The sequence below is a fragment of the Citrobacter sp. FDAARGOS_156 genome (assembly GCF_001559235.2).
GTDB lineage: Bacteria > Pseudomonadota > Gammaproteobacteria > Enterobacterales > Enterobacteriaceae > Citrobacter > Citrobacter youngae.
In genome coordinates this window covers 4,324,214-4,345,721 of record NZ_CP014030.2, presented here as the reverse complement: position 1 = coordinate 4,345,721, position 21,508 = coordinate 4,324,214, and the positions used below count along the sequence as shown (strand labels likewise).

Sequence of the window (21,508 nt, the reverse complement as noted above, 5' to 3'; positions counted from 1 at the left end):
GAAAAGGGATCCTTGCGTCAATTTAGCATGCCCTGAAGACAAAGCCAGTGCGCTACGGCGCAGTTTGCTTTAACGATTGTTGCGTTAACCACAGTCGGGTATCGAACTCCAGTTGGTGATACTGAGGCTCCATATGGCAGCAGAGCTGGTAAAACGCTTTGTCGTGCTCTTTTTCTTTCAGATGCGCCAGTTCATGCACGACGATCATGCGTAAAAAGGGTTCGGGAGCATTGCGAAAAACGGTCGCCACGCGGATTTCCGCTTTGGCTTTGAGCTTGCCACCCTGCACGCGGGAGACGGCAGTATGCAGTCCCAGCGCATTTTTCAGCACGTGTATCTTACTGTCATACATGACTTTATTCAGCGGCGGGGCGTTTCGCAGAAACTGATTTTTCAGATCCTGGGTATATTGCCAGAGCGCTTTGTCGGTCGCGAAGTCATGCGTACCCGGATAGCGCTTCTCCAGCACCGCCCCCAGACGCTGTTCAGCAATCAGCGTACGAACCTGGGAAAGTAAATTCTCCGGGTAGCCTTGCAGATAGGTCAACTGACTCATTAGTGCCCCATATAAAGTATAAAAAGTGTATACTCACGCACCCTTTTCAGGGATACGCCGAAATTTTACCATTCAGGAGGGCCGATGAGCCACATAGACAACGGTTTCCGTTCGCTGTCACTTAAACGTTTCCCGGAGACGGATGACGTTAACCCACTGCTGGCGTGGGAAGCTGCAGATGAATATCTGCTGCAACAGCTGGACGATACCGAGATTAGCGGCCCGGTGCTTCTCCTGAATGATACTTTCGGCGCGCTGGGCTGTGCGCTGGCGGAACATACGCCGTATAGCATTGGCGACTCTTATCTCAGCGAGCTTGCCACACGCGAGAACCTGCGTCACAACGATATTGCCGAGTCGAGCGTCAAATTCCTCGACAGCACCGCTGAATATCCGCAGGCGCCGGGCGTGGTGCTGATTAAGCTGCCAAAAACCATGGCGCTGCTGGAACAGCAACTGCGTGCGTTGCGTGAAGTGGTGACGCCACAAACGCGCATCATCGCGGGCGCGAAGGCGCGCGATGTGCATACCTCGACGCTGGAGCTGTTCGAAAAAGTGCTGGGTCCAACCACCACGACGCTGGCGTGGAAAAAAGCCCGTCTGATCAACTGTACGTTCAGCAAACCTGAGCTGGCCGCTGCCTCGCAAACGTTGAGCTGGAAGCTGGAAGGCACCGAGTGGACTATCCATAACCACGCCAACGTCTTTTCCCGTACCGGGCTGGATATTGGTGCGCGCTTCTTTATGGAACATCTGCCGGAAAACCTCGAAGGCGAGATTGTCGATCTCGGTTGTGGCAACGGTGTGATTGGCCTGACTTTGCTGGAGAAGAACCCGCAAGCCAGCGTGGTCTTTGTGGATGAATCGCCGATGGCGGTGGCTTCAAGCCGTCTGAACGTCGAAAGCAACATGCCGGAAGCATTGGATCGCTGCGAGTTTATGATCAACAACGCGCTGTCTGGCGTGGAGCCTTTCCGCTTTAACGCTGTGTTGTGTAACCCGCCGTTCCACCAGAAGCATGCGCTGACCGATAACATCGCCTGGGAGATGTTCCACCACGCGCGCCGTTGCCTGAAAATCAATGGTGAACTGTACATCGTGGCCAACCGCCACCTCGACTACTTCCACAAGCTGAAGAAGATTTTCGGCAACTGCGTGACCATCGCCACCAATAATAAATTCGTGGTGCTGAAAGCGGTCAAAACTGGTCGTCGCCGCTAATCGCGTGTGCCGGATGGCGGCTAACGCCTTATCCGGCCTACGAAAGACGTGACGTTAAATTTCCAGTGCCAGTCGGGTGCCTTGTGCAATAGCGCGTCGGGCATCCAGTTCCATTGCCACATCGCAGCCGCCGATCAGATGCACCGTTTTACCTGCCGCGTGCAGCGGATCGACCAGTTCACGGCGTGGCTCTTGTCCGGCGCAAATCACCACGTGATCCACATTCAGGATCTGTAGCTCGCCGTTGATCATCACGTGTAACCCGTCATCATCGATCTTCTGATAGCTCACCGCCGGGATCATTTTTACGCCGCGTGAAAGCAGGGTAGCACGGTGGATCCATCCCGTTGTTTTGCCTAAACCTTGTCCTGGTTTACTGGCTTTACGCTGCAACATCACTATCTGGCGTGGGCTGCGGGGTAGATGTGGGCCTTCCGGACGTAAACCGCCGGGCTGTTGCAGACTGGTGTCGATTCCCCATTCCACGCAGAACTCGGCAATGTTCTGGCTGGTGGGATCGCCAGGCTGGCTCAGATACATGGCGGTATCAAAACCGATCCCGCCACAGCCAACGATCGCCACGCGTTTACCCACTGGCGTCTTATCGCGCAGGACGTCGAGATAGCTCAGCACTTTAGGGTGATCGATCCCCTCGATCGGCGGCATGCGCGGCTCGATCCCGCTGGCGAGGATCACGTTGTCGAAGGTGTGCAGATCGCGTGCGCTGACAAAGTGATTCAGTTTCAGCGTTACGCCAGTCACGTCGATCATCCGGCGGTAGTAGCGCAGGGTTTCATAGAATTCTTCCTTGCCGGGGATCTGTTTGGCGATATTAAACTGCCCGCCAATCTCGCCATATGCGTCAAACAGCGTAACGTGATGCCCGCGCGCGGCGGCATTAATGGCGAAGGCGAGACCCGCAGGGCCCGCGCCGACCACCGCCAGATTTTTCGGATGAGTGGCCGCAACGATCGGCATTTTGGTTTCATGGCAAGCGCGCGGATTGACCAGGCAAGAGGTGACTTTGCCGACGAAGATCTGATCCAGGCAGGCCTGGTTACAGCCGATACAGGTATTGATCTCATCCGCTCGTCCGCTTTGCGCTTTTGACAGCAGTTCGGCATCGGCGAGGAACGGGCGAGCCATCGACACCATATCGGCATCGCCACGGGCCAGAATATCATCGGCGACTTGAGGATCGTTAATGCGGTTGGTGGTGACCAGTGGGATCGTCACATGCCCTTTCAGCTTTCGCGTCACCCAACTAAACGCGCCGCGCGGTACCGGGGTCGCGATAGTGGGAATGCGTGCCTCATGCCAGCCAATACCGGTGTTAATAATGGTGGCGCCTGCAGCTTCTATCGCCTGTGCAAGCTGGACGGTTTCGTCGAAGGTTCCGCCGTTTTCCACCAGGTCGAGCATCGACAGGCGGAAGATAATGATAAAGTCATTGCCGGCGCGCTGGCGTACCGCCCGTACCACCTCAACGGCAAAACGCATGCGGTTGGCATACTCGCCGCCCCATTCATCATTACGCTGATTGGTGCGCAGAGTCAGGAATTCGTTGATCAGATACCCTTCGGATCCCATCACTTCCACGCCATCGTAGCCCGCTTCCCGCGCCAGTTGGGCGCAATGGGCAAAATCTTCAATCAGTTGCAGCACTTCATCGTGCGTCAGCTCATGCGGCGTAAAGCGGTTAATAGGGGCCTGAATGGCTGACGGCGCAACCAGATGCGGTTGATAGCTGTAGCGACCAGTGTGCAGGATTTGCAGGGCGATTTTCCCGCCTTCATCGTGAACCGCATCGGTAATGACGCGATGGTGTGCGAGCTGGCTGGTGTCGTTCAGCATCGCCCCGCCTTCCATACCCACGCCCGATAACGCGGGCGCAATTCCTCCGGTCACAATCAGGGCTACGCCGTGACGAGCACGTTCAGCATAGAACGCGGCCAGCCGTTCTGCACCATCAGGATACTCTTCCAGACCGGTATGCATTGAACCCATCAGCACGCGGTTTTTAAGCGTGGTGAATCCCAAATCGAGCGGGGCGAACAACGACGGATAGCTCATAAAGGTGTCCAGTATGTAAAATTATTGTTATGTGGTCGGATGAGTTACTAATTTAGCCGTCGCCGCGTAAAAGGGAAAAGGGGAATGCCGTGATTGTGATGGGATTCAAAAAAGAGGCTCTCCTTTTCAGGAGAGCCAATCGACGTTACTGCTGTTTAAGAAAATCGTTATACAGCATGTAGAGATGCGCGGCGCTCCAGGAGAAGTTAGGTGCGCCCTGCTGTGCGCCGGTCAACGGGTTATAGTTTTCCTGAATTGGACCTTCTGCCGTCAGCCCTTTGGCATGCTGGAAGAAAGTATCGGCCAGTTTTAATACTTCAGCGCGATAGCCATAACGCGCCATCCCTTTTAGCCCGAACCAGAACTGATCCACCCAGACGCGTCCGCGCCAGTATATGTCCGCGCCGAAGGCTGGATTGGTCAGTGCTGCGGTGCCAAGTGGGACATATGTGTTGAACTCTTTCGGATCGAGCATCACGCTAACTACCGCATCCGCATGGGATTGTGTGGCCGCACCGTTAAACAGCGGTGACCAGCCTTCCGGTCCTTAACCGGCCTACAAAGGAGGTCCTTTAGTAGACCGGATAAGATACGTTAGTATCGCCATCCGGCAGTGGTTAGACCTGCTCCACGCTCACCCGTAATGCGGCCAGGGCTTTGCGGGTTGATCGCAATACCAGTTCGCATTGCTCGATCGTTAATGTTAACGGCGGTTCGATACGGATCGTCTTCGCATTATTTAGTGTTCCGGCGACCAGCACTCGCTGACGGAACATTTCACTGGCAAAGCTGTAGCCAATCTCATTATCGACAAACTCAATCGCCATCAGCATGCCTTTGCCGCGAACGTCGTGTACCAGATCCGGATATTCACGCGCCAGGTGACGGAAACCATCCAGCAACATATCGCCTTTCTGCTCTGCCTGAGCGGGTAAATTTTGCTCCAGCAGGACGTTAATGGTCGCCAGCGCCGCCGCGCATGAGAGCGGGTTGCCACCGAACGTGGTGGTATGCAGGAAAGGATTGTCGAACAGGACGGAGAACACTTCTTCTGTGGCAATGGTCGCGCCAATTGGCATTACGCCACCCCCAAGCGCCTTGGCCAGACACAGAATGTCAGGCTGCACGTTTTCATGTTCGCAGGCGAACATCTTGCCGGTGCGCCCCATGCCGGTTTGCACTTCGTCGAGGATCATCAGCGCGCCAAACTCATCGCAAAGTTTACGTACCGCGGTTAAATACCCTTGCGGCGGCAGGATCACGCCTCCTTCCCCCTGGATTGGCTCCAGAATCACGGCGGCAACATCGTCGCCGGTCTTTTTGCATTCGCTCAGGACGGTGCGCATGGCATCAATATCGCCAAAAGGAACATGGCGGAAGCCCGGCAGCAGCGGCATAAACGGTTTGCGGAAGGTTGATTTAGCGGTGGCGGATAGCGACCCCAGCGATTTACCGTGGAAGGCTCCGCTGGTGGCAATAAATGTAAATTTACCGCGCGGCGATTGATACGCTTTCGCCAGTTTTAGCGCCGCTTCAACCGACTCGGTCCCGCTGTTACTGAAGAAACTGTATTTCAGCTTTCCGGGAGCCAGTGCAGCAAGCGTTTTTGCCAGCATGGCCCGTAATGGGTCAAGTAATTCCTGGCTGTGCAGAGGTTGTTTCGCGAGTTGATTCTGTACGGCGGAGACCACTACTGGATTACGGTGCCCCACGTTGAAAATTCCAAAACCTCCCAGGCAATCGACAAACTCCTGTCCCTGGGTGTCGACAAGCGTATTCAGGCTTCCCGCTTGCCACTCTACGGCTCCGTAATCCCCGCCGGCAGTTACAGATTTTCTATACTCTAAGAACCCCGGATTGACATGCTCTTTGAAGTAATCAATCACCTCTCGGTTTAGTGCTTTCATTTCCTCATGATCAAGCGTTCGCTTCTCGATGAGATTCAGTGCGTGTGCGCTGCAGGCCAGAGCCGATGCGCTGGAAGGTAACCTGTTCAAAATATGCTCCCGGAGCTCGCGTATCACATGATACTGAATTAAGTATTGCAGGGATTGCGCCATCCCGACGCGCTTAACGAAAATCGGGATAAACACCAGGGAAGATCTTGCTTGTACAACATTTAATCTCAAACATTAACATTTGCTGGCATTTTGCCCAGGTTTACGCGCGTAAAACCGACGAGAAAAACGCGTTATTGCGCTAAAAGTGGGCGAAAATTGCACTATTGCGGTGCGCTGAGTGAAGGTGCGTTGAATAGTTTCGTAATGAAAGTATTTTAAATCAATGAATTAGAAAACATACAAATTTTGAGGTTTAATCGCAAATTGCGATCTAAATCAAATTTAACAACTAAAGTTAAAAAGATTAGCGCCGAAATAACATAAGCCGAAAGAGTTAACAACCAGATAACCTGCACAGGACGCAACCATGTCTTCTCATCCCTACGTTAGTCAGCAAAATACACCGCTGGATGATGATATCACCCTCATGTCGACCACCGATTTACAAAGCTATATCACCCATGCGAACGATACCTTTGTTCAGGTCAGCGGCTATCAGCTGAATGAATTGCTTGCTCAGCCGCACAACCTGGTTCGTCACCCGGACATGCCGAAAGCGGCGTTTGCGGATATGTGGTACACCCTGAAACAGGGGGAACCGTGGAGCGGTATTGTGAAAAACCGGCGGAAGAATGGCGATCACTACTGGGTGAGGGCCAATGCGGTGCCGATGGTGCGGGAAGGACGCGTAACCGGGTATATGTCGATCCGTACCCGGGCGACGGAAGCGGAAATCGCGGCGGTCGAACCTTTATATAAAGCACTCAATGAAGGCCGTTGTCATCGGCGCGTCCATAAGGGGCTGGTGGTACGTAAAGGCTGGTTGGGTAAACTCCCGTCGCTTCCGGTTCGCTGGCGGGTACGCAGTGTCATGGCTTTTATGTTTGTCATCCTGGCAACTGCGCTACAGCAGATGGGCGCTGAATGGCCGCAACTGTTGGTGAGCGCGCTGGTGATGATGCTGGCGACGGTTATTTTCGAATGGCAGATTGTGCGTCCCATTGAGAATGTTGCCCAGCAGGCACTGAAAGTCGCGACCGGTGAGCGCAACAGCGTGACCCATCTTAACCGTAGCGATGAACTGGGTCTGATGCTACGGGCGGTGGGGCAGCTAGGGTTAATGTGCCGTTGGCTTATTCATGACGTGTCGAGTCAGGTCAGCTGTGTGCGTAACGACAGTGAAACGCTGGCGAAAGGCAGCGATGATTTAAACAAGCATACGCAGCAGACGGTAGAAAATGTGCAGGAAACGGTCACCACCATGAATCAGATGGCGGCATCGGTGAAGCAAAACTCTGCGACAGCAGCGGCGGCTGACAAGCTGTCTATTGCCGCCAGCAGCGCAGCGACACAGGGCGGTGAGGCGATGGATACAGTCATTAAAACAATGGACGATATTGCCAACAGCACCCAACGGATCGGTACTATCACGACCCTGATTAACGATATCGCCTTCCAGACAAATATTCTGGCGCTGAATGCGGCGGTTGAAGCGGCCAGGGCTGGTGAACAAGGAAAAGGATTTGCGGTGGTGGCCGGAGAGGTACGCCATCTTGCCAGTCGTAGTGCAAGCGCAGCAAATGACATCCGTAAACTGATTGATGCCAGCGCCGACAAGGTGCAGTCTGGCTCCGATCAGGTTCATGCCGCAGGGCGGACAATGGATGATATTGTGGCGCAGGTCCAGAATGTGACGCAGTTGATTGCTCAAATCAGCCATTCAACGCTGGAGCAGTCAGATGGTCTTTCCAGCCTGACCCGTGCCGTAAATGAGTTGAGCAATATTACGCAGAAAAATGCCGAACTGGTCGAAGAGAGCGCGCAGATTTCAGCAATGGTGAAACATCGTGCCGGTCGCCTGGAAGATGCGGTGACCGTGCTGCATTAATTCTCACCCTATCCCATTTTCCCGCCAAACGCTTATCGTCCCCGGTAGGCGTTTTTGTAATGATTTTGTTAATCATATATTAAATAATACCACTTTGGTATTACGATTCTATTTTCCTTATTCCGTTCTGACCGCGAGTGTCCTGTTTTTAAATATTGTTAAATATCGCTTATATAACGATCGGTCTTGCTTTATTCATCGTCAAAAACTATTTCGTAACATTGATGAAAATTAAAAAACGATCAATATCATAAAGTTAGGTGAGTGTTGACCGATAAGGATATCTGTCTGAAGAAAACTGTCTCCAGGGAGAAAATATGTTCTTGCATAACGTAAAGATTCGCTCGAAATTATTTATCGCGTTTGGTTTGTTTATTGTACTGATGATGGTGAGTTCGGGCCTTTCGCTGTTGAGTCTGGATCGTAGTAACAGTGGGATGCAGAACATCATTACCAATGACTATCCGATTACGGTAAAAGCCAATCTGCTCATTGATAATTTTCAGGAGTTTGTCAGTACTCAACAATTGATGTTATTGGATGAGGAAGGCAAATGGACCCAGGCGTCCCAGAAAAAGCTCGATACCATCAGCCAGCAAATTTCTGCTCTGCTGGATGCGCTGAGTGCTGCACCTCTCAATGATGCATCCAAAAAAATTGTTGCGGATATCCGCGATGTGCGTGAGCAGTATCTGGCTTCCCGATTCCGCATTCTGCAGGCGCTGCAGAATCACGATCGCTCCGGTGCGATGCACGAGATGATGACCCGCACGGTGAATGTGCAGCAGGCGTATAAAGCAAAAGTGCAGGAATTGATCGCCATTGAAGATGCCCAGATGCAGAAGGCGGGCGCTCAGGTGGAATATGATTTCCACACCAATCGCGCGCTGTTGATTACTCTGGCGCTGATAAGCATTGCCGCCGGTTGTGTGATGGGGTGGTATATTGTGCGCTCAATTACCCGACCTCTTAATGAAGCCGTGCAGTTTGCCGAGGCGATTGCGCAGGGCGACCTTACTCGCAACATCAGTATGGAACAGAAGGATGAGACCGGTGTGCTGCTGCAAGCGCTGATGGCAATGAAAACCCGACTGTTAGAGATTGTCGAGGAAGTGCAAAACGGCTCCGAAAATATCTCTGCGGCGGCGGCGCAGATTGTCGCGGGTAATCAGGATTTGGCTGCGCGTACCGAAGAACAGGCAAGCTCGGTAGAACAGACTGCGGCGTCAATGGAACAAATTACCGCGACGGTCAAAACGACGGCAGACCATACCCATGAAGCGACGAAGCTGTCTACGGGAGCGGCGGCGGTGGTGAAAAACAACGGTGAGATGATGAATCAGGTGACGCAGAAAATACGCGTGATTAATGAAACCTCTAACCGTATGTCAGAGATTATCAACCTGATAGATTCGATTGCTTTTCAAACCAATATTTTGGCGCTGAATGCGGCTGTCGAAGCGGCGCGCGCCGGTGAGCATGGACGTGGTTTCGCGGTAGTAGCCGGAGAAGTGCGTCAACTGGCGCAAAAAAGCGCATCGTCTGCCAGTGAAATCCGCAATCTGATTGAAGACTCCACCAGTCAAACCCGGGAAGGACTGGTGCTGGTTGAAAAAGCCAACGCGTTGATCAATGGAATGGTCACTAACGTTGAAGAAATGGATGTGATATTGCGGGAAATCGGTCAGGCCAGCCGCGAGCAGACGGACGGTATTTCGCAGATTAACAGTGCGATTGGCCTGATCGACACCACCACGCAACAGAACTCCTGTCTGGTAGAGGAGTCCGTTGCGGCAGCGGCGTCATTAAACGAACAGGCATTACACTTAAAAGAGATGATTAAAGTGTTCCGCGTACGTAAAGAGGACGCGCAGCCTGCTTAATCAAGCTGGGTGATGTCCAGCGATGCGCGATCGATAATACCGATGATCTTCTTGATTTGCGCTTCGCTGGTGTCACCGTGATTGACCCGCAGATCCAGCACGGCTTTAAAATTCTCCAGTGCTCTTTTCATCTGTGGATTCTTGCGTAATTCAAAGCCGACACAGCGTGCTTTAATACGTTCGTGGATATGTTCCAGATGTTCCTGGTTCTCTTCCAGCCATTGCAGGCCTTGCTCGGTGATTGTGATTTGCTTACGTCCGCCTTCCTCGTCACGGATGGCGATAAGCGACTGATCCTGCAAGAAATCCAGTGTCGGGTAAATCACGCCCGGGCTTGGGATGTAATTACCCTGAGTCAATGTTTCAATGGCTTTGATTAGCTCATAACCGTGACTGGCATCACGGGTCAAAATATCGAGAATCACCAGCCGTAATTCGCCGTGGCCGAAGAAACGCTGACGTCGACCGCCACCGCCACCGCGACCGTGGCGGTGTCCGCAGCCATGCTCATGATGGTGTTCTTTGTTACAGCCTTCGTGATGACGTTCTTCACCTTTACAGCAGCCTTCGTGCTGGTGTTCTGCATGTTTGCAGCACCCTTCATGATGATCTTGCATCATTCATCTCCTGACGTTATTTAGATATATCTAATTTATATCTAAACTTTTTCCATTTGCAAGTGTATGCAGGAATATTAATTTAATTTATTGATTTATATATATTTATTTTTTTTGTTTCGCGTTTGGAGTGGCTATCCATACTCTATCAAAAAAGTTCTTGCAATATTCTCAATTAGCAATCATTATCATTTAAAATTTATTTAGATATATCTAATCTCTGTCACGAAGGCGAAAAAATGACAAATAACATTCCACGCTATCCACAGCGCGTTCGCAATGAGCTGCGCTTCCGTGAACTGACCGTCCTGCGGGTTGAACGTATCAGCGCGGGTTTCCAGCGCATTGTACTGGGCGGTGACGCTCTGGATGGTTTTAGCTCACATGGTTTTGACGACCACACCAAGGTCTTTTTCCCTGAGCAGGGCAGTCACTTTGTGCCGCCCGTAGTGACGGATGAGGGGATTGTCTGGCCGGAGGGTGTGCGTCCGGTATCCCGTGATTACACGCCGTTGTATGACCAGGCACGCCATGAACTGGCGCTGGATTTTTATATCCACGACGGCGGCGTGGCGAGTACGTGGGCGATGAATGCGCGTGAAGGTGACAAATTGACGATTGGCGGACCGCGTGGCTCGCTGGTGGTACCAGAAGACTATGCGTACCAGGTTTACGTGTGTGATGAATCTGGAATGCCTGCGCTACGTCGTCGGCTGGAGGCGATCGGTCGTTTAGCGGTACGTCCAAACGTGACGGCGCTGGTTAGCGTACACGATGCAGCGTATCAGGACTATTTCGCTCATCTCGATGGTTTTACGATTCAGTGGTTTGTCGGCCATGACGAACAGGCAGTGAATGATCAGCTTTCACAGCTGACCGTACCTGCACAGGATTATTTCATTTGGATAACTGGCGAAGGAAAAGTGGTGAAAAACCTGAGCGCCCGCTTTGCTACTGAGGCTTTCGATCAGCAGTTGGTGCGTGCCGCGGCTTACTGGCATCAACGTCGGAACGTTAATTAATAATGTGACGGTGAAACGCCAAACGCCTGGCGGAATGCATAACTAAACGCTGCGGTGCTTGAATATCCCACATCGAGCGCCACGGCGGTTACGCTTTTATTTTTCTTCAGCATGAGTACAGACTCCAGAATTCGCATTTTTTGCTTCCAGACGCTGAAGGGTAATCCGGTTTCTTTTTTGAAATGACGCGAAAAGGTACGGGCAGACATACCCAAATGTTGTGCCCAATACTCTACTGAATGTTCCAGCGCCGGTGACGCTTGTATTGTTCGGCACACATGGGTTAATTCACGATCCTGCGGCCAGGGTAATACAAAGGCGACCTCTGGTAATTGCAGAATAATGTCGACCAGCACACTGACCAGTTTGCCTTCTTTTGACTGGCTATCATAATGGCCTGAAATTGAATTCGTGGCGTAATGAATAAACTCTCTGGCGAAATCACTGATCGCCACGACTTTACACTCATGGATACTTTCTTCGAGAAAACCCGGTTTAATATCCAGATTCTCTAAATGCACATCATCCAGCGCCCAAACTGCATGCTCAGTATTATTAGGGATCCAGATGCCGTAATGCGCGGGGATTATCCAGCACTTGCCGGCGACATCAATGCGCATACTGCCTTTGCGGGCAAAATGAAACTGCATAAAAGCGTGTGAGTGCTGCGGAACATGGTGGTTGGCTTCCAGGACATAAGAGCGAAAGTAAACGTCCTGCGGCAGTTCTGCCATGGAATCGTCCGGGAAGGAATTCCAATGTTTTTGCGCGAGAGTTTCCATAAATAAATCGTCAATGCTCCCGGTGGTGTGGCCGCTGTTCGATAGATCTTGTCCGCAAATCATAATACATACATTCTTTTTTCCATAATAATCTTGCGTAATAATTAATAGCCCACTTTTGGTAAATACCATGAACACGCTTTGTTCAGATGCTGTCATCGTCAATGAAACAAATGATAACTGGACCCGAATGGGAAAAGAGCTGCTCCAGCAAGCAGATATTCAGATCAATGGTTCCCGCCCCTGGGACATTCAACTTCATCATGCCGGTTTCTTTAAACGGGTGCTGCAACAAGGCTCCCTGGGGCTTGGCGAAAGCTATATGGAAGGCTGGTGGGACTGTGAACGCCTCGATGTTCTGTTCTGCAAAATTCTGAAAGCAAAACTCGACCAGCAAATGCCGGGAAATCTGAAAGATATATTACGTATTGCCAGCGCCCGCCTGTTTAATTTGCAGTCTCGCAGTCGTGCGTGGATTGTCGGTAAAGAACACTACGATATTGGCAACGATCTCTTTGCACTCATGCTGGATCCCCACATGCAATATTCCTGTGGCTACTGGAAAGAGGCAACCACTTTAGAAGACGCGCAAAACGCCAAATTAAAAATGATTTGCGAGAAGCTGCAACTGAAACCGGGTATGCGTTTACTCGATATTGGTTGTGGCTGGGGCGGGCTGGCCGAATATGCGGCGCGTCATTACGGCGTGGCGGTAGAAGGCGTCACTATCTCGAAAGAGCAGCAAAAAATGGCGCAGCAGCGCTGTGAAGGGCTGGACGTTAATATTCTGCTGCAGGATTATCGCGACCTCGATAAACACTACGATCGTATTGTCTCCGTGGGGATGTTTGAACACGTAGGGCCGAAAAACTACGACACCTATTTCAGCATCGCCGACCGTTGTTTAAAACCGGATGGGCTGTTCCTGTTACATACTATTGGTAGCAATAAAAAAGGGATGAGCGTCGATCCGTGGATCAATAAATATATTTTCCCGAATGGCTGCTTACCGGCGATTTCTCATATTGCTGAAGCGAGCGAGTCGCGATTCGTGATGGAAGACTGGCATAACTTTGGCAGTGACTATGATAAAACGCTGATGGCCTGGCATGCGCGGTTTAATCAGGCGTGGCCGGAGCTGTCATCGCGTTATTCCGCGACTTTCAGAAGGATGTTCAATTATTACCTGTGCGCTTGTGCTGGTGCGTTCCGCGCCAGAGATATTGAGCTGTGGCAAGTACTGTTTAGCCGGGGCGTAGAAGGCGGGATCCGCGTTTATCGTTAACGTTCCGCCGGATGTCGGCGTTGCCTTATCCGGCCTACAAAGCTTTGCACTCGTAGGCCTGATAAGTGCAGCGCATCAGGCACTTATGGCTTATCCCAACTCACTCTCTGCCAGCGCTTTAAACACCATTGCGACGGCGTGCGCGCCGGGGTCCATATTGCCCAGCAGGCTTTCGCCGCTGAGATACGATGCGCGGCCCGCATTGGCTTTGCTCGACAGACAGGTACGTTCTGCGCCTGCCTGTGCGGCGTCAAAAGCGGCTTGCAGGTTTTGCGGTTGTGCCAGCAGAGACGTCAGTGCGGGTTGCAGCGCGTCAATCATCGTACGGTCACCTTCGTCTGCACCACCGTAGAACTTCATCTGCGCCAGGCCCGTATTCAGCGCCTCGGCAACGTTAGCCCCTTGTTCGAGTTTCTGCCCGGCGGCGGTAAAGAAGATGGACATCAGTACGCCGCTGGACCCGCCCATCACCACGGTCAGGCGTTCGCCGATCAGGGCGAACAGCGTGGCAAGGTTATCCAGTGGCAGTCGCTGACGATGCAGCAGGTCAGCGATTTCACGCGCACCAGCGGCAAAAGTTGAACCCGTATCACCATCGCCTACTTTGGCATCCAGCGCGTTGAGGTGTGTTTCCAGATCGGAAAGCGTTCCGGTGACCTGCTCAATAATCCCGGCAACCAGCGTGTTGGCTGAGGGCTGGAATTCGACACGCGCGCTGCGCTGCGATGACGGCACACAGTTGATTTCGCGTGGTGGAACCGGGGTTGGCCAACTGCTGGTTTCTACTTCGGTTAACAGTGCTTTTTCGATGCTCTCTTCCAGTACGATGGCGGTCAGCGAGAAACCTTTCATATCCAGGGCGGTGACCAGCGAGGCCGGGCCAATCAGCCAGTCGATACGCGGATGCAGTGGGCTGTTTGCCAGTTCCCGAGTGATAATAGCCATTTCAGCAACGGACACGCCGCCCAGGTTATTAATCATTACTGCCAGACGGCCGGTTTCGGGCAGTGCCGCCAGCAGTTTATCCACCATCAAATTCACCACCTGCGCACTGTTTTGCGTGTCGATAACCGAAGCACCCGGTTCGCCGTGAATGCCCATGCCCAGTTCGGCATGGCCCGCATGATGGCGCGGTGCAGCGTCGGTTTCCTGCGGCAGGTGGCAACTGGAAATGGCGACGCCCAGGCTGAAGGTGTTACTTGCTGCATACTGCGCTTCACGCAGGACGGTAGCGAGGTTGTAGCCGCGTTCAGCGAAATAGCCTGCCACTTTATGAACCAGGATAGTGCCCGCAATCCCGCGAGGATGCTTGTTATCCGGCAGGGAGATATCGTCGCCGACAATCAGCATTTCGACGTTATAGCCAAGGCGGCGTGCTTTTTCGGCGGCGAGGCCGAAGTTAAGACGATCGCCGGTGTAATTTTTAACGATCAACAGACAGCCTGCCTCGCCAGTTACCGCCTGGATTGCGGTCAGCACTGCATCTACGCTCGGGGACGCAAACACGTCGCCACAGACCGCAGCGGTGAGCATGCCTTTACCGATAAAACCAACGTGCGCAGGTTCGTGTCCCGAACCGCCGCCAGAAATGACCGCCACGTTATCTTTGTTGAGATCGCGACGTACCACGATGCGAATAGCCGGATCGCTTTCCAGACGCGCCAGATTGTTCCACGGACTGGTGATAATCGTACCGTCGATGACGTCGTTAACGAGTTGGGTACGCTGATTAAAAAAGAATTGAGACATAACGGCTCCTCGAGGTTGAGTGTAAGACAAACCCCCGAATGCATTGTCATGGTGCGGAGGCGATGGGGAGATTCTGGCGGAGTCAGCGTGGAAAAAAACAGCGGCAAAATGAGTTTCATTACGGAACGTAATTGTTATTTTTTGTTCCGTAATGGAACGCATTTGTGAGATGAACGATCACAATGCGAGCCCGCTCGACTTTTTTATCGCCTTTTCAGTGCTGGCCACACCGCACAGTAAACGTTTTGTTACTGCTTTTAACGGCGTCAGAGAGGGGCAAAGGGAATTTGATTTTCGCGTTCTGCAAGGATTTGTCGGAAAATGAACGGATCGGGATCGCAAACCTTAGTATTTTCAGGGTTAACCGTTTCAATATGGAACGCATGTCATTTTTATCTGTTTCATATCAGAACAAAAAGACGAATGATTTTTTTGTTCCCGCCTCGCCATACAGTTATTGCATCGCTCCGGTCTCCCGTTTTCGCCGTTCGCAATAGGCTAAACAGGTTAACGCCAGGGCTCACCATGTAAAAACATGTACTTATTTGAGGATGAAAGGAATGCTAAAAGTTATTCAATCTCCAGCCAAATATCTCCAGGGTCCTGACGCTTCTACCTTATTTGGTCAATACGCTAAAAATCTGGCAGACAGCTTTTTCGTGATTGCAGATGACTTCGTCATGAAACTGGCGGGAGACAAAGTACTCAATGGCCTGCACAGCCACGGTATTAGTTGCCACGCGGAACGCTTCAATGGCGAATGCAGCCATGTTGAAATTAATCGCCTGATTGCCATTCTGAAGCAGCACGGTTGCCGTGGTGTGGTTGGGATTGGCGGTGGGAAAACGCTGGATACAGCCAAAGCGATCGGTTACTACCAGAAACTGCCGGTGGTGGTGATCCCAACTATCGCCTCAACTGATGCGCCAACCAGTGCGCTGTCTGTTATCTATACCGAAGCCGGTGAGTTCGAAGAATATCTGATCTACCCGAAAAACCCGGATATGGTTGTCATGGATACGGCAATTATCGCCAAAGCGCCGGTACGTCTGCTGGTAGCCGGGATGGGCGATGCGCTCTCGACTTGGTTTGAAGCAAAAGCGTGTTTTGATGCCAGAGCGACCAGCATGGCGGGAGGACAGTCCACGGCGGCGGCCCTGAGCCTGGCGCGCTTGTGCTATGATACGTTGCTGGCAGAAGGTGAAAAGGCTCGCCTGGCGGCGCAAGCTGGCGTGGTGACCGATGCTCTGGAACGTATCGTGGAAGCGAACACCTATCTCAGCGGCATCGGCTTTGAAAGCAGTGGTCTTGCGGGTGCACACGCCATCCATAATGGCTTCACCATTCTGGAAGAGTGTCACCATTTGTACCACGGTGAAAAAGTCGCCTTTGGTACGCTGGCGCAACTGGTGCTGCAGAACAGCCCGATGGAAGAGATCGAAACGGTGCTGAATTTCTGCCAGAAAGTAGATCTGCCGGTAACGCTGGCGCAAATGGGCGTGAAAGACGGCATCGACGCTAAGATTATGGCCGTTGCGAAAGCCACCTGCGCGGAAGGTGAAACCATTCACAATATGCCGTTCCCGGTGACGCCTGAAAGCGTCCATGCCGCTATTCTGACGGCAGACCTGCTGGGACAGCAGTGGCTGGCACGTTAATCAGACGTCGGTAAGCCTTTTATTTGGCATCTTCTCCCCCTCTGGCAGTCTCTGCCGGAGGGGTTGTCTATGGTAAAACAGCGGAAATGGATATGACGGCGCACACTCATGGCATCGGGAAGGAAGTCTCTTCGGTCATTGCTCAGTCATGGCATCGTTGCAGCAAGTTTATGCAGCGGGAAACCTGGCAGGCACCGCATCAGGCACAGGGACTGACTTTTGCGTCGATTTGTCGCCGTAAGACTGCGCTACTGACGATTGGACAGGCTGCGCTGGAAGATGCCTGGGAGTTTATGGATGGACGTCCGTGCGCACTGCTGATTCTGGATGAATCGGCTTGTATTCTCAGCCGGTGCGGCGATCCGCAGACGGTGGAACAGCTGGCGGAACTTGGCTTTCGTGACGGTAGCTACTGTGCGGAAAGCATTATCGGCAGTTGTGCGCTATCGCTGGCAACGATGCCAGGGCAGCCGACAAAAACCTCTGGCGATCAGCATTTTAAGCAGGCGCTGCATCCGTGGTCGTTCTGCTCGACGCCGGTATTCGATAACCATGGTCGACTGTTTGGCTCTATTTCCTTGTGCTGTCTGGTAGAGCATGAGTGCGTTTCTGATTTGTCCCTGACGCTGGCGATTGCCAGAGAAGTCGGCAACTCTTTGCTGACTGATAGCCTGCTAGCCGAATCTAACCGCCATCTGAATCAGATGTACGGACTGCTGGAAAGCATGGATGATGGCGTGATGGCGTGGAACGAGCAGGGCGTTCTGCAATTTCTTAATGCCCGTGCCGCTTTGCTTTTACATCTGGATGCACAGGCCAGCCAGGGTAAAAACATTAATGACTTGCTCAATCTGCCCATGCTGCTGCGCCGGGCGATAAAACATGCCCGCGGCCTGAATCACGTCGAAGTCACCTTTGAAAGTCAGCATCAGTTTGTTGATGCCGTCATTACCCTGAAGCCGATTGTTGAAGAGCAGGGCAACAGCTTTATTCTGCTGCTGCACCCGGTCGAACAAATGCGCCAACTGATGACCAGCCAGCTCGGAAAAGTCAGCCACACCTTTGAACAGATGTCGACGGATGACCCGGAAACCCGTCGGCTGATCCATTTTGGTCGCCAGGCGGCGAGAGGGAGTTTCCCTATTCTGTTGTGTGGTGAAGAGGGAGTGGGTAAAGAGCTATTGAGCCAGGCTATTCACAATGAAAGTGAACGTGCCAGCGGGCCGTATATCGCCGTGAACTGCCAACTGTATGCCAACAGCGTGCTGGGGCAGGATTTTATGGGCAGTGCGCCAACCGATGATGAAAACGGTCGGCTGAGCCGCCTTGAACTGGCGAACGGCGGTACGCTGTTTCTGGAAAAAATTGAGTATCTGGCACCAGAGTTGCAATCCGCGTTGTTGCAGGTTATCAAGCAGGGCGTATTGACCCGCCTTGATGCCCGCCGCCTGATCCCGGTAGATGTCAAAGTGATTGCTACTACCACGGTTGATCTCGCCAACCTGGTGGAGCAAAACCGCTTTAGCCGCCAACTGTATTACGCGTTACACTCCTTTGAAATTGTTATTCCACCGCTGCGGGCACGGCGTAACAGCATTCCGGCGCTGATTCATACACGCTTAAATAGCCTGAAAAAACGCTTTTCATCCAGCCTGAAGCTGGACGATGACGCGCTGGCGCAACTGGTGGCCTACTCGTGGCCGGGCAATGATTTTGAACTCAACAGCATTATCGAAAATATCGCCATTAGTAGCGACAATGGCCATATTCGCCTGAGTAATCTGCCGGATTATCTGTTTGCCGAACGTCCGGGTCTGGAAGCAGCATCTTCACTGCTGCCAGCCAGCCTGACGTTTACCGCCATCGAAAAAGAGGCGATTATCCATGCCGCCCGCGTCACCAGCGGACGTGTGCAGGAAATGTCGCAACTGTTGAATATTGGCCGCACCACCTTGTGGCGCAAGATGAAGCAGTACGACATCGATGCCAGCCAGTTTAAGCGCAAACATCTGGAGTAGTTTCTTCGATTCTGGCCATCGAAAACAGCGCATCTGACAGACGATTGATGTAACGCTTAAGCTCATCACGCAGCGTCAACGTTCTGCCCATGGTGATGAGGAGTCGCTCCAGCCGACGCGCCAGCGTGCGCGCAACGTGTAGCTGTGCCGATGCGAGGTTTTTCCCCGGAATAACAAACTCTTTTAGCGGACCGCTTTGCGTCATATTGCGATCAATAAGCTGCTCCAGCGCCTGAATATCCTCGGGACTGATCGTCTGCGTTAAGCGAGCAAGACCCTTCTCATCGCTGGCAAGTTCCGCGCCGAGCACAAACAGCGTCTTCTGGATGGTATGTAAATCCTGGCGAAGCTCTGTCAGGCGCGTGCTGGCGTAGCAGACGCCAAGCTGGGAAATCAGTTCGTCCACGGTGCCATAGGCATTCACGCGGATATCGTCTTTGTCGATACGGCTGCCGCCAAACAGCGCGGTTGTGCCCTTATCACCAGTGCGGGTATAGATACGGTACATTTATGTTATCTCGCTGAAAGGAAGCACTTTGACCAGTTGACCAGCATTGGCACCAAGCGTGCGGATCTGCGCCATTCCGGCGGCGATATGACCACGGATCAGCGCCCGATCCTCGGGCAACTGGGCGTGGGTTAAAGCAATATCACCCGTGGCGTTAAGACCAAGACCGACACGCAGCGTGGAGCTTTTGGCCGCAAGTTTGCTCAACGCCAGCGCACAGTCATTCTCGTCGCAACAGACCGTCCGGCATGGGACGCCTTGCTCTTCCAGTCCCCAGCACAGTTCATCAAGCGCGCGGGTATCCTGCCAGCGTGGGTGATAAAACAGATGTACGCCCGGTGATGAAAGTGACATTGCGCCCCCTTTGGATTAGAAAGCCTGACGGAAGATCTCGGCAATTTCTTTCTCGTTCCCTTTGCGCGGGTTAGAGAAGGCGTTGCCGTCCTTCAGCGCCATTTCCGCCATGTACGGGAAATCGGCTTCTTTGACGCCCAGATCGCGCAGATGCTGCGGAATGCCGATATCAGCGGAGAGACGGGCGATGGCGTGAATGGCCAGCTCAGCGGCATCCATGGTTGACAGCCCGTCGGTGTTCTCGCCCATAAACTCAGCGATATCGGCAAATTTTTCCGGGTTAGCGATGAGGTTATAACGGGCTACGTGTGGCAGCAATACCGCATTTGCCACGCCGTGCGGCATGTCGTACAGACCACCGAGCTGGTGTGCCATCGCATGAACATAGCCGAGATTGGCGTTGTTGAAGGCCATACCCGCCAGCAGCGAAGCATAGGCCATATTTTCACGGGCTTTCAGGTTGCTGCCCAGCGCCACAGCCTGACGTAAATTACGCGCGATCAGGCGGATCGCCTGGATAGCGGCGGCGTCGGTGACCGGGTTGGCATCTTTGGAAATATAGGCTTCCACGGCGTGGGTCAGGGCGTCCATCCCGGTGGCGGCGGTCAGCGGGGCGGGTTTGCCGAGCATCAGCAGCGGGTCATTAATGGAAACCGACGGCAGGTTACGCCAGCTGACGATCACGAATTTCACTTTGGTTTTGGTATTGGTCAGCACGCAGTGGCGGGTGACTTCGCTGGCCGTACCGGCAGTGGTATTCACCGCGACAATCGGCGGCAGCGGGTTGGTCAGGGTTTCAATCCCGGCATAGCTGTAGAGATCGCCTTCGTGCGTGGCTGCGATACCGATACCTTTACCGCAGTCATGCGGGCTACCGCCGCCGACAGTAACGATGATATCGCACTGCTCTTTACGAAAGACCTCCAGACCGTCGCGCACGTTGGTATCTTTAGGGTTCGGCTCTACGCCGTCAAATACGACCACCTCAATCCCGGCTTCACGCAGATGTGCCAGCGTTTTATCTACCGCACCGTCTTTTATCGCCCGCAGACCTTTATCGGTGACCAGCAGCGCTTTTTTACCGCCTAACAGTTTGCAGCGTTCGCCGACAACGGAAATAGCATTTGGGCCAAAAAAGTTAACATTCGGCACAAGGTAATCAAACATACGATAGCTCATAATATACCTTCTTAGATTTAAATTATAATTCAGAGAAACAATTCAATGCGGTCTCAGCCAATAATCTATCTTGTTCCACAGTGCCGCCGCTAACGCCGACGGCACCAATTAATTGACCGTCAAATACAACAGGTAAACCGCCACCAAAAATAACGATTCGCTGTTGATTGGTGAGCTGTAAACCATATAGAGAAGCACCTGGTTGTACTGCATCGGTAATTTCATGGGTGCCCTGCCGCAGACAGCAGGCGGTCCAGGCTTTATTGAGAGAAATATCACAACTGGTGACAAACGCCTCGTCCATGCGCTGCATCAGTAGCGTGTTTCCGCCGTGGTCGACCACGGAAAAGACCACCGGAACGTTGATTTCAATCGCTTTTGCCTCGACGGCAGTCGCCATTTTCTTTGCGGCCGCCAGCGTAATGGTGGCGATTTGTTGGCTCTTATTCACAGTATCTCCTGACAAGGTTGTAGGGCTGAGGTCGCAAAAAATATCGCGCTACAGCTATTTTTTCTCATTGGGTTTTCTGTATTTTCTCGCGACGCGTTATTAAGTCAATAGTGTGGATTTTTCTAAAATATTAATTTAATTCCCTGCGTTCGGCATTTGTTGATAATGATCATTTAAGCGCGTCACAATTCTTTATGGATATTC

At 52.5% G+C, this 21,508-nt stretch carries 17 protein-coding genes and 1 pseudogene; 7 read left to right on the top strand and 11 right to left on the bottom strand.

The window, feature by feature from the left end:
* Positions 1 to 52: 52 nt before the first annotated feature.
* Positions 53 to 556 (bottom strand): M48 metallopeptidase family protein, encoded by a 504-nt coding sequence (locus tag AL515_RS21410; RefSeq protein ID WP_048213335.1) that lies wholly within the window; start codon positions 554 to 556, stop codon positions 53 to 55.
* Between the two features lie 84 nt (positions 557 to 640).
* Here AL515_RS21410 and rlmG point away from each other — a divergent pair, with 84 nt between their 5' ends.
* The gene (gene rlmG, locus AL515_RS21405) at positions 641 to 1,777 is read left to right on the top strand and encodes a 23S rRNA (guanine(1835)-N(2))-methyltransferase RlmG (RefSeq protein ID WP_061068656.1); all 1,137 of its coding nucleotides are present in this window, start codon (positions 641 to 643) and stop codon (positions 1,775 to 1,777) included.
* Positions 1,778 to 1,831: 54 nt separating this feature from the next.
* Here rlmG and AL515_RS21400 read toward each other — a convergent pair whose 3' ends face one another.
* From AL515_RS21400 to ygjG, 3 genes and pseudogenes are all read right to left on the bottom strand, one after another.
* The gene (locus tag AL515_RS21400; protein WP_061068655.1) at positions 1,832 to 3,850 is read right to left on the bottom strand and encodes an oxidoreductase; all 2,019 of its coding nucleotides are present in this window, start codon (positions 3,848 to 3,850) and stop codon (positions 1,832 to 1,834) included.
* 145 nt (positions 3,851 to 3,995) lie between these two features.
* Positions 3,996 to 4,397: pseudogene (locus AL515_RS21395) on the bottom strand (MGH1-like glycoside hydrolase domain-containing protein); the annotation flags it as partial.
* Between the two features lie 70 nt (positions 4,398 to 4,467).
* Positions 4,468 to 5,847, bottom strand: a complete 1,380-nt coding sequence (ygjG, locus tag AL515_RS21390) for a putrescine aminotransferase (RefSeq protein WP_167335587.1) — start codon at positions 5,845 to 5,847, stop codon at positions 4,468 to 4,470.
* A gap of 430 nt (positions 5,848 to 6,277) precedes the next feature.
* Between ygjG and AL515_RS21385 the strand changes: the two genes are divergently transcribed.
* Both AL515_RS21385 and AL515_RS21380 read left to right on the top strand, forming a co-directional pair.
* Positions 6,278 to 7,798, top strand: coding sequence for a methyl-accepting chemotaxis protein (locus AL515_RS21385; protein ID WP_048213331.1), 1,521 nt, complete (start codon positions 6,278 to 6,280; stop codon positions 7,796 to 7,798).
* A gap of 317 nt (positions 7,799 to 8,115) precedes the next feature.
* Entirely contained in the window at positions 8,116 to 9,681 is a 1,566-nt protein-coding gene (locus AL515_RS21380; protein WP_048213330.1) for a methyl-accepting chemotaxis protein, read from the top strand.
* Here the strand turns inward: AL515_RS21380 and AL515_RS21375 are convergent.
* On the bottom strand, positions 9,678 to 10,298 hold the full coding sequence (locus tag AL515_RS21375) for a PadR family transcriptional regulator (RefSeq protein ID WP_061068653.1): 621 nt from the start codon (positions 10,296 to 10,298) through the stop codon (positions 9,678 to 9,680). The two genes, AL515_RS21380 and AL515_RS21375, sit on opposite strands and share 4 nt — an antisense overlap.
* 239 nt (positions 10,299 to 10,537) lie before the next feature.
* On the opposite strand from AL515_RS21375, the gene AL515_RS21370 reads away from it, so the two are divergent.
* Entirely contained in the window at positions 10,538 to 11,320 is a 783-nt protein-coding gene (locus tag AL515_RS21370) for a siderophore-interacting protein (RefSeq protein ID WP_061068652.1), read from the top strand.
* Here AL515_RS21370 and AL515_RS21365 read toward each other — a convergent pair.
* Positions 11,317 to 12,165 carry a helix-turn-helix domain-containing protein gene (locus AL515_RS21365; protein ID WP_040230561.1) on the bottom strand — a complete coding sequence of 283 codons (849 nt, stop codon included), beginning with the start codon at positions 12,163 to 12,165 and terminating at the stop codon, positions 11,317 to 11,319. The genes AL515_RS21370 and AL515_RS21365 overlap by 4 nt on opposite strands.
* A 67-nt stretch (positions 12,166 to 12,232) precedes the next feature.
* Here AL515_RS21365 and cfa point away from each other — a divergent pair, with 67 nt between their 5' ends.
* Complete coding sequence (cfa, locus tag AL515_RS21360) at positions 12,233 to 13,387, top strand: cyclopropane fatty acyl phospholipid synthase (RefSeq protein WP_048213327.1); 1,155 nt, start codon at positions 12,233 to 12,235, stop codon at positions 13,385 to 13,387.
* A 90-nt stretch (positions 13,388 to 13,477) separates the two neighbouring features.
* On the opposite strand, the gene AL515_RS21355 is transcribed toward cfa, so the two are convergent.
* Positions 13,478 to 15,136, bottom strand: a complete 1,659-nt coding sequence (locus AL515_RS21355; RefSeq protein ID WP_048213326.1) for a glycerone kinase — start codon at positions 15,134 to 15,136, stop codon at positions 13,478 to 13,480.
* Between the two features lie 560 nt (positions 15,137 to 15,696).
* Between AL515_RS21355 and AL515_RS21345 the strand changes: the two genes are divergently transcribed.
* Together AL515_RS21345 and dhaR are read left to right on the top strand one after the other, a co-directional pair.
* A complete protein-coding gene (locus tag AL515_RS21345) occupies positions 15,697 to 16,794 on the top strand; it encodes a glycerol dehydrogenase (protein WP_005131422.1) in 1,098 nt (365 codons plus the stop codon).
* Positions 16,795 to 16,886: 92 nt separating this feature from the next.
* A complete protein-coding gene (gene dhaR, locus AL515_RS21340; protein WP_048213505.1) occupies positions 16,887 to 18,812 on the top strand; it encodes a dihydroxyacetone kinase operon transcriptional regulator DhaR in 1,926 nt (641 codons plus the stop codon).
* Here the strand turns inward: dhaR and AL515_RS21335 are convergent.
* The 4 genes from AL515_RS21335 to AL515_RS21320 are packed head-to-tail and all read right to left on the bottom strand — an operon-like array spanning position 18,790 to position 21,304.
* On the bottom strand, positions 18,790 to 19,320 hold the full coding sequence (locus AL515_RS21335; protein ID WP_061068651.1) for a cob(I)yrinic acid a,c-diamide adenosyltransferase: 531 nt from the start codon (positions 19,318 to 19,320) through the stop codon (positions 18,790 to 18,792). The two genes, dhaR and AL515_RS21335, sit on opposite strands and share 23 nt — an antisense overlap.
* Complete coding sequence (locus AL515_RS21330) at positions 19,321 to 19,674, bottom strand: glycerol dehydratase reactivase beta/small subunit family protein (RefSeq protein ID WP_061068650.1); 354 nt, start codon at positions 19,672 to 19,674, stop codon at positions 19,321 to 19,323. It abuts the gene before it with no gap.
* Between the two features lie 15 nt (positions 19,675 to 19,689).
* The gene (dhaT, locus tag AL515_RS21325) at positions 19,690 to 20,853 is read right to left on the bottom strand and encodes a 1,3-propanediol dehydrogenase (protein ID WP_048213323.1); all 1,164 of its coding nucleotides are present in this window, start codon (positions 20,851 to 20,853) and stop codon (positions 19,690 to 19,692) included.
* 22 nt (positions 20,854 to 20,875) lie between these two features.
* A complete protein-coding gene (locus AL515_RS21320) occupies positions 20,876 to 21,304 on the bottom strand; it encodes a GlcG/HbpS family heme-binding protein (RefSeq protein ID WP_061068649.1) in 429 nt (142 codons plus the stop codon).
* Positions 21,305 to 21,508 lie beyond the last annotated feature (204 nt).

What these genes read in the sequence shown, in the direction of transcription:
- AL515_RS21410 (WP_048213335.1), bottom strand. Translation starts at nt 556, where the DNA reads ATGAGTCAGTTGACCTATCTGCAAGGCTACCCGGAGAATTTACTTTCC.
- rlmG (WP_061068656.1), top strand. Translation starts at nt 641, where the DNA reads ATGAGCCACATAGACAACGGTTTCCGTTCGCTGTCACTTAAACGTTTC.
- AL515_RS21400 (WP_061068655.1), bottom strand. Translation starts at nt 3,850, where the DNA reads ATGAGCTATCCGTCGTTGTTCGCCCCGCTCGATTTGGGATTCACCACG.
- AL515_RS21385 (WP_048213331.1), top strand. Translation starts at nt 6,278, where the DNA reads ATGTCTTCTCATCCCTACGTTAGTCAGCAAAATACACCGCTGGATGAT.
- AL515_RS21380 (WP_048213330.1), top strand. Translation starts at nt 8,116, where the DNA reads ATGTTCTTGCATAACGTAAAGATTCGCTCGAAATTATTTATCGCGTTT.
- AL515_RS21375 (WP_061068653.1), bottom strand. Translation starts at nt 10,298, where the DNA reads ATGCAAGATCATCATGAAGGGTGCTGCAAACATGCAGAACACCAGCAC.
- AL515_RS21370 (WP_061068652.1), top strand. Translation starts at nt 10,538, where the DNA reads ATGACAAATAACATTCCACGCTATCCACAGCGCGTTCGCAATGAGCTG.
- AL515_RS21365 (WP_040230561.1), bottom strand. Translation starts at nt 12,165, where the DNA reads ATGATTTGCGGACAAGATCTATCGAACAGCGGCCACACCACCGGGAGC.
- cfa (WP_048213327.1), top strand. Translation starts at nt 12,233, where the DNA reads ATGAACACGCTTTGTTCAGATGCTGTCATCGTCAATGAAACAAATGAT.
- AL515_RS21355 (WP_048213326.1), bottom strand. Translation starts at nt 15,136, where the DNA reads ATGTCTCAATTCTTTTTTAATCAGCGTACCCAACTCGTTAACGACGTC.
- AL515_RS21345 (WP_005131422.1), top strand. Translation starts at nt 15,697, where the DNA reads ATGCTAAAAGTTATTCAATCTCCAGCCAAATATCTCCAGGGTCCTGAC.
- dhaR (WP_048213505.1), top strand. Translation starts at nt 16,887, where the DNA reads ATGACGGCGCACACTCATGGCATCGGGAAGGAAGTCTCTTCGGTCATT.
- AL515_RS21335 (WP_061068651.1), bottom strand. Translation starts at nt 19,320, where the DNA reads ATGTACCGTATCTATACCCGCACTGGTGATAAGGGCACAACCGCGCTG.
- AL515_RS21330 (WP_061068650.1), bottom strand. Translation starts at nt 19,674, where the DNA reads ATGTCACTTTCATCACCGGGCGTACATCTGTTTTATCACCCACGCTGG.
- dhaT (WP_048213323.1), bottom strand. Translation starts at nt 20,853, where the DNA reads ATGAGCTATCGTATGTTTGATTACCTTGTGCCGAATGTTAACTTTTTT.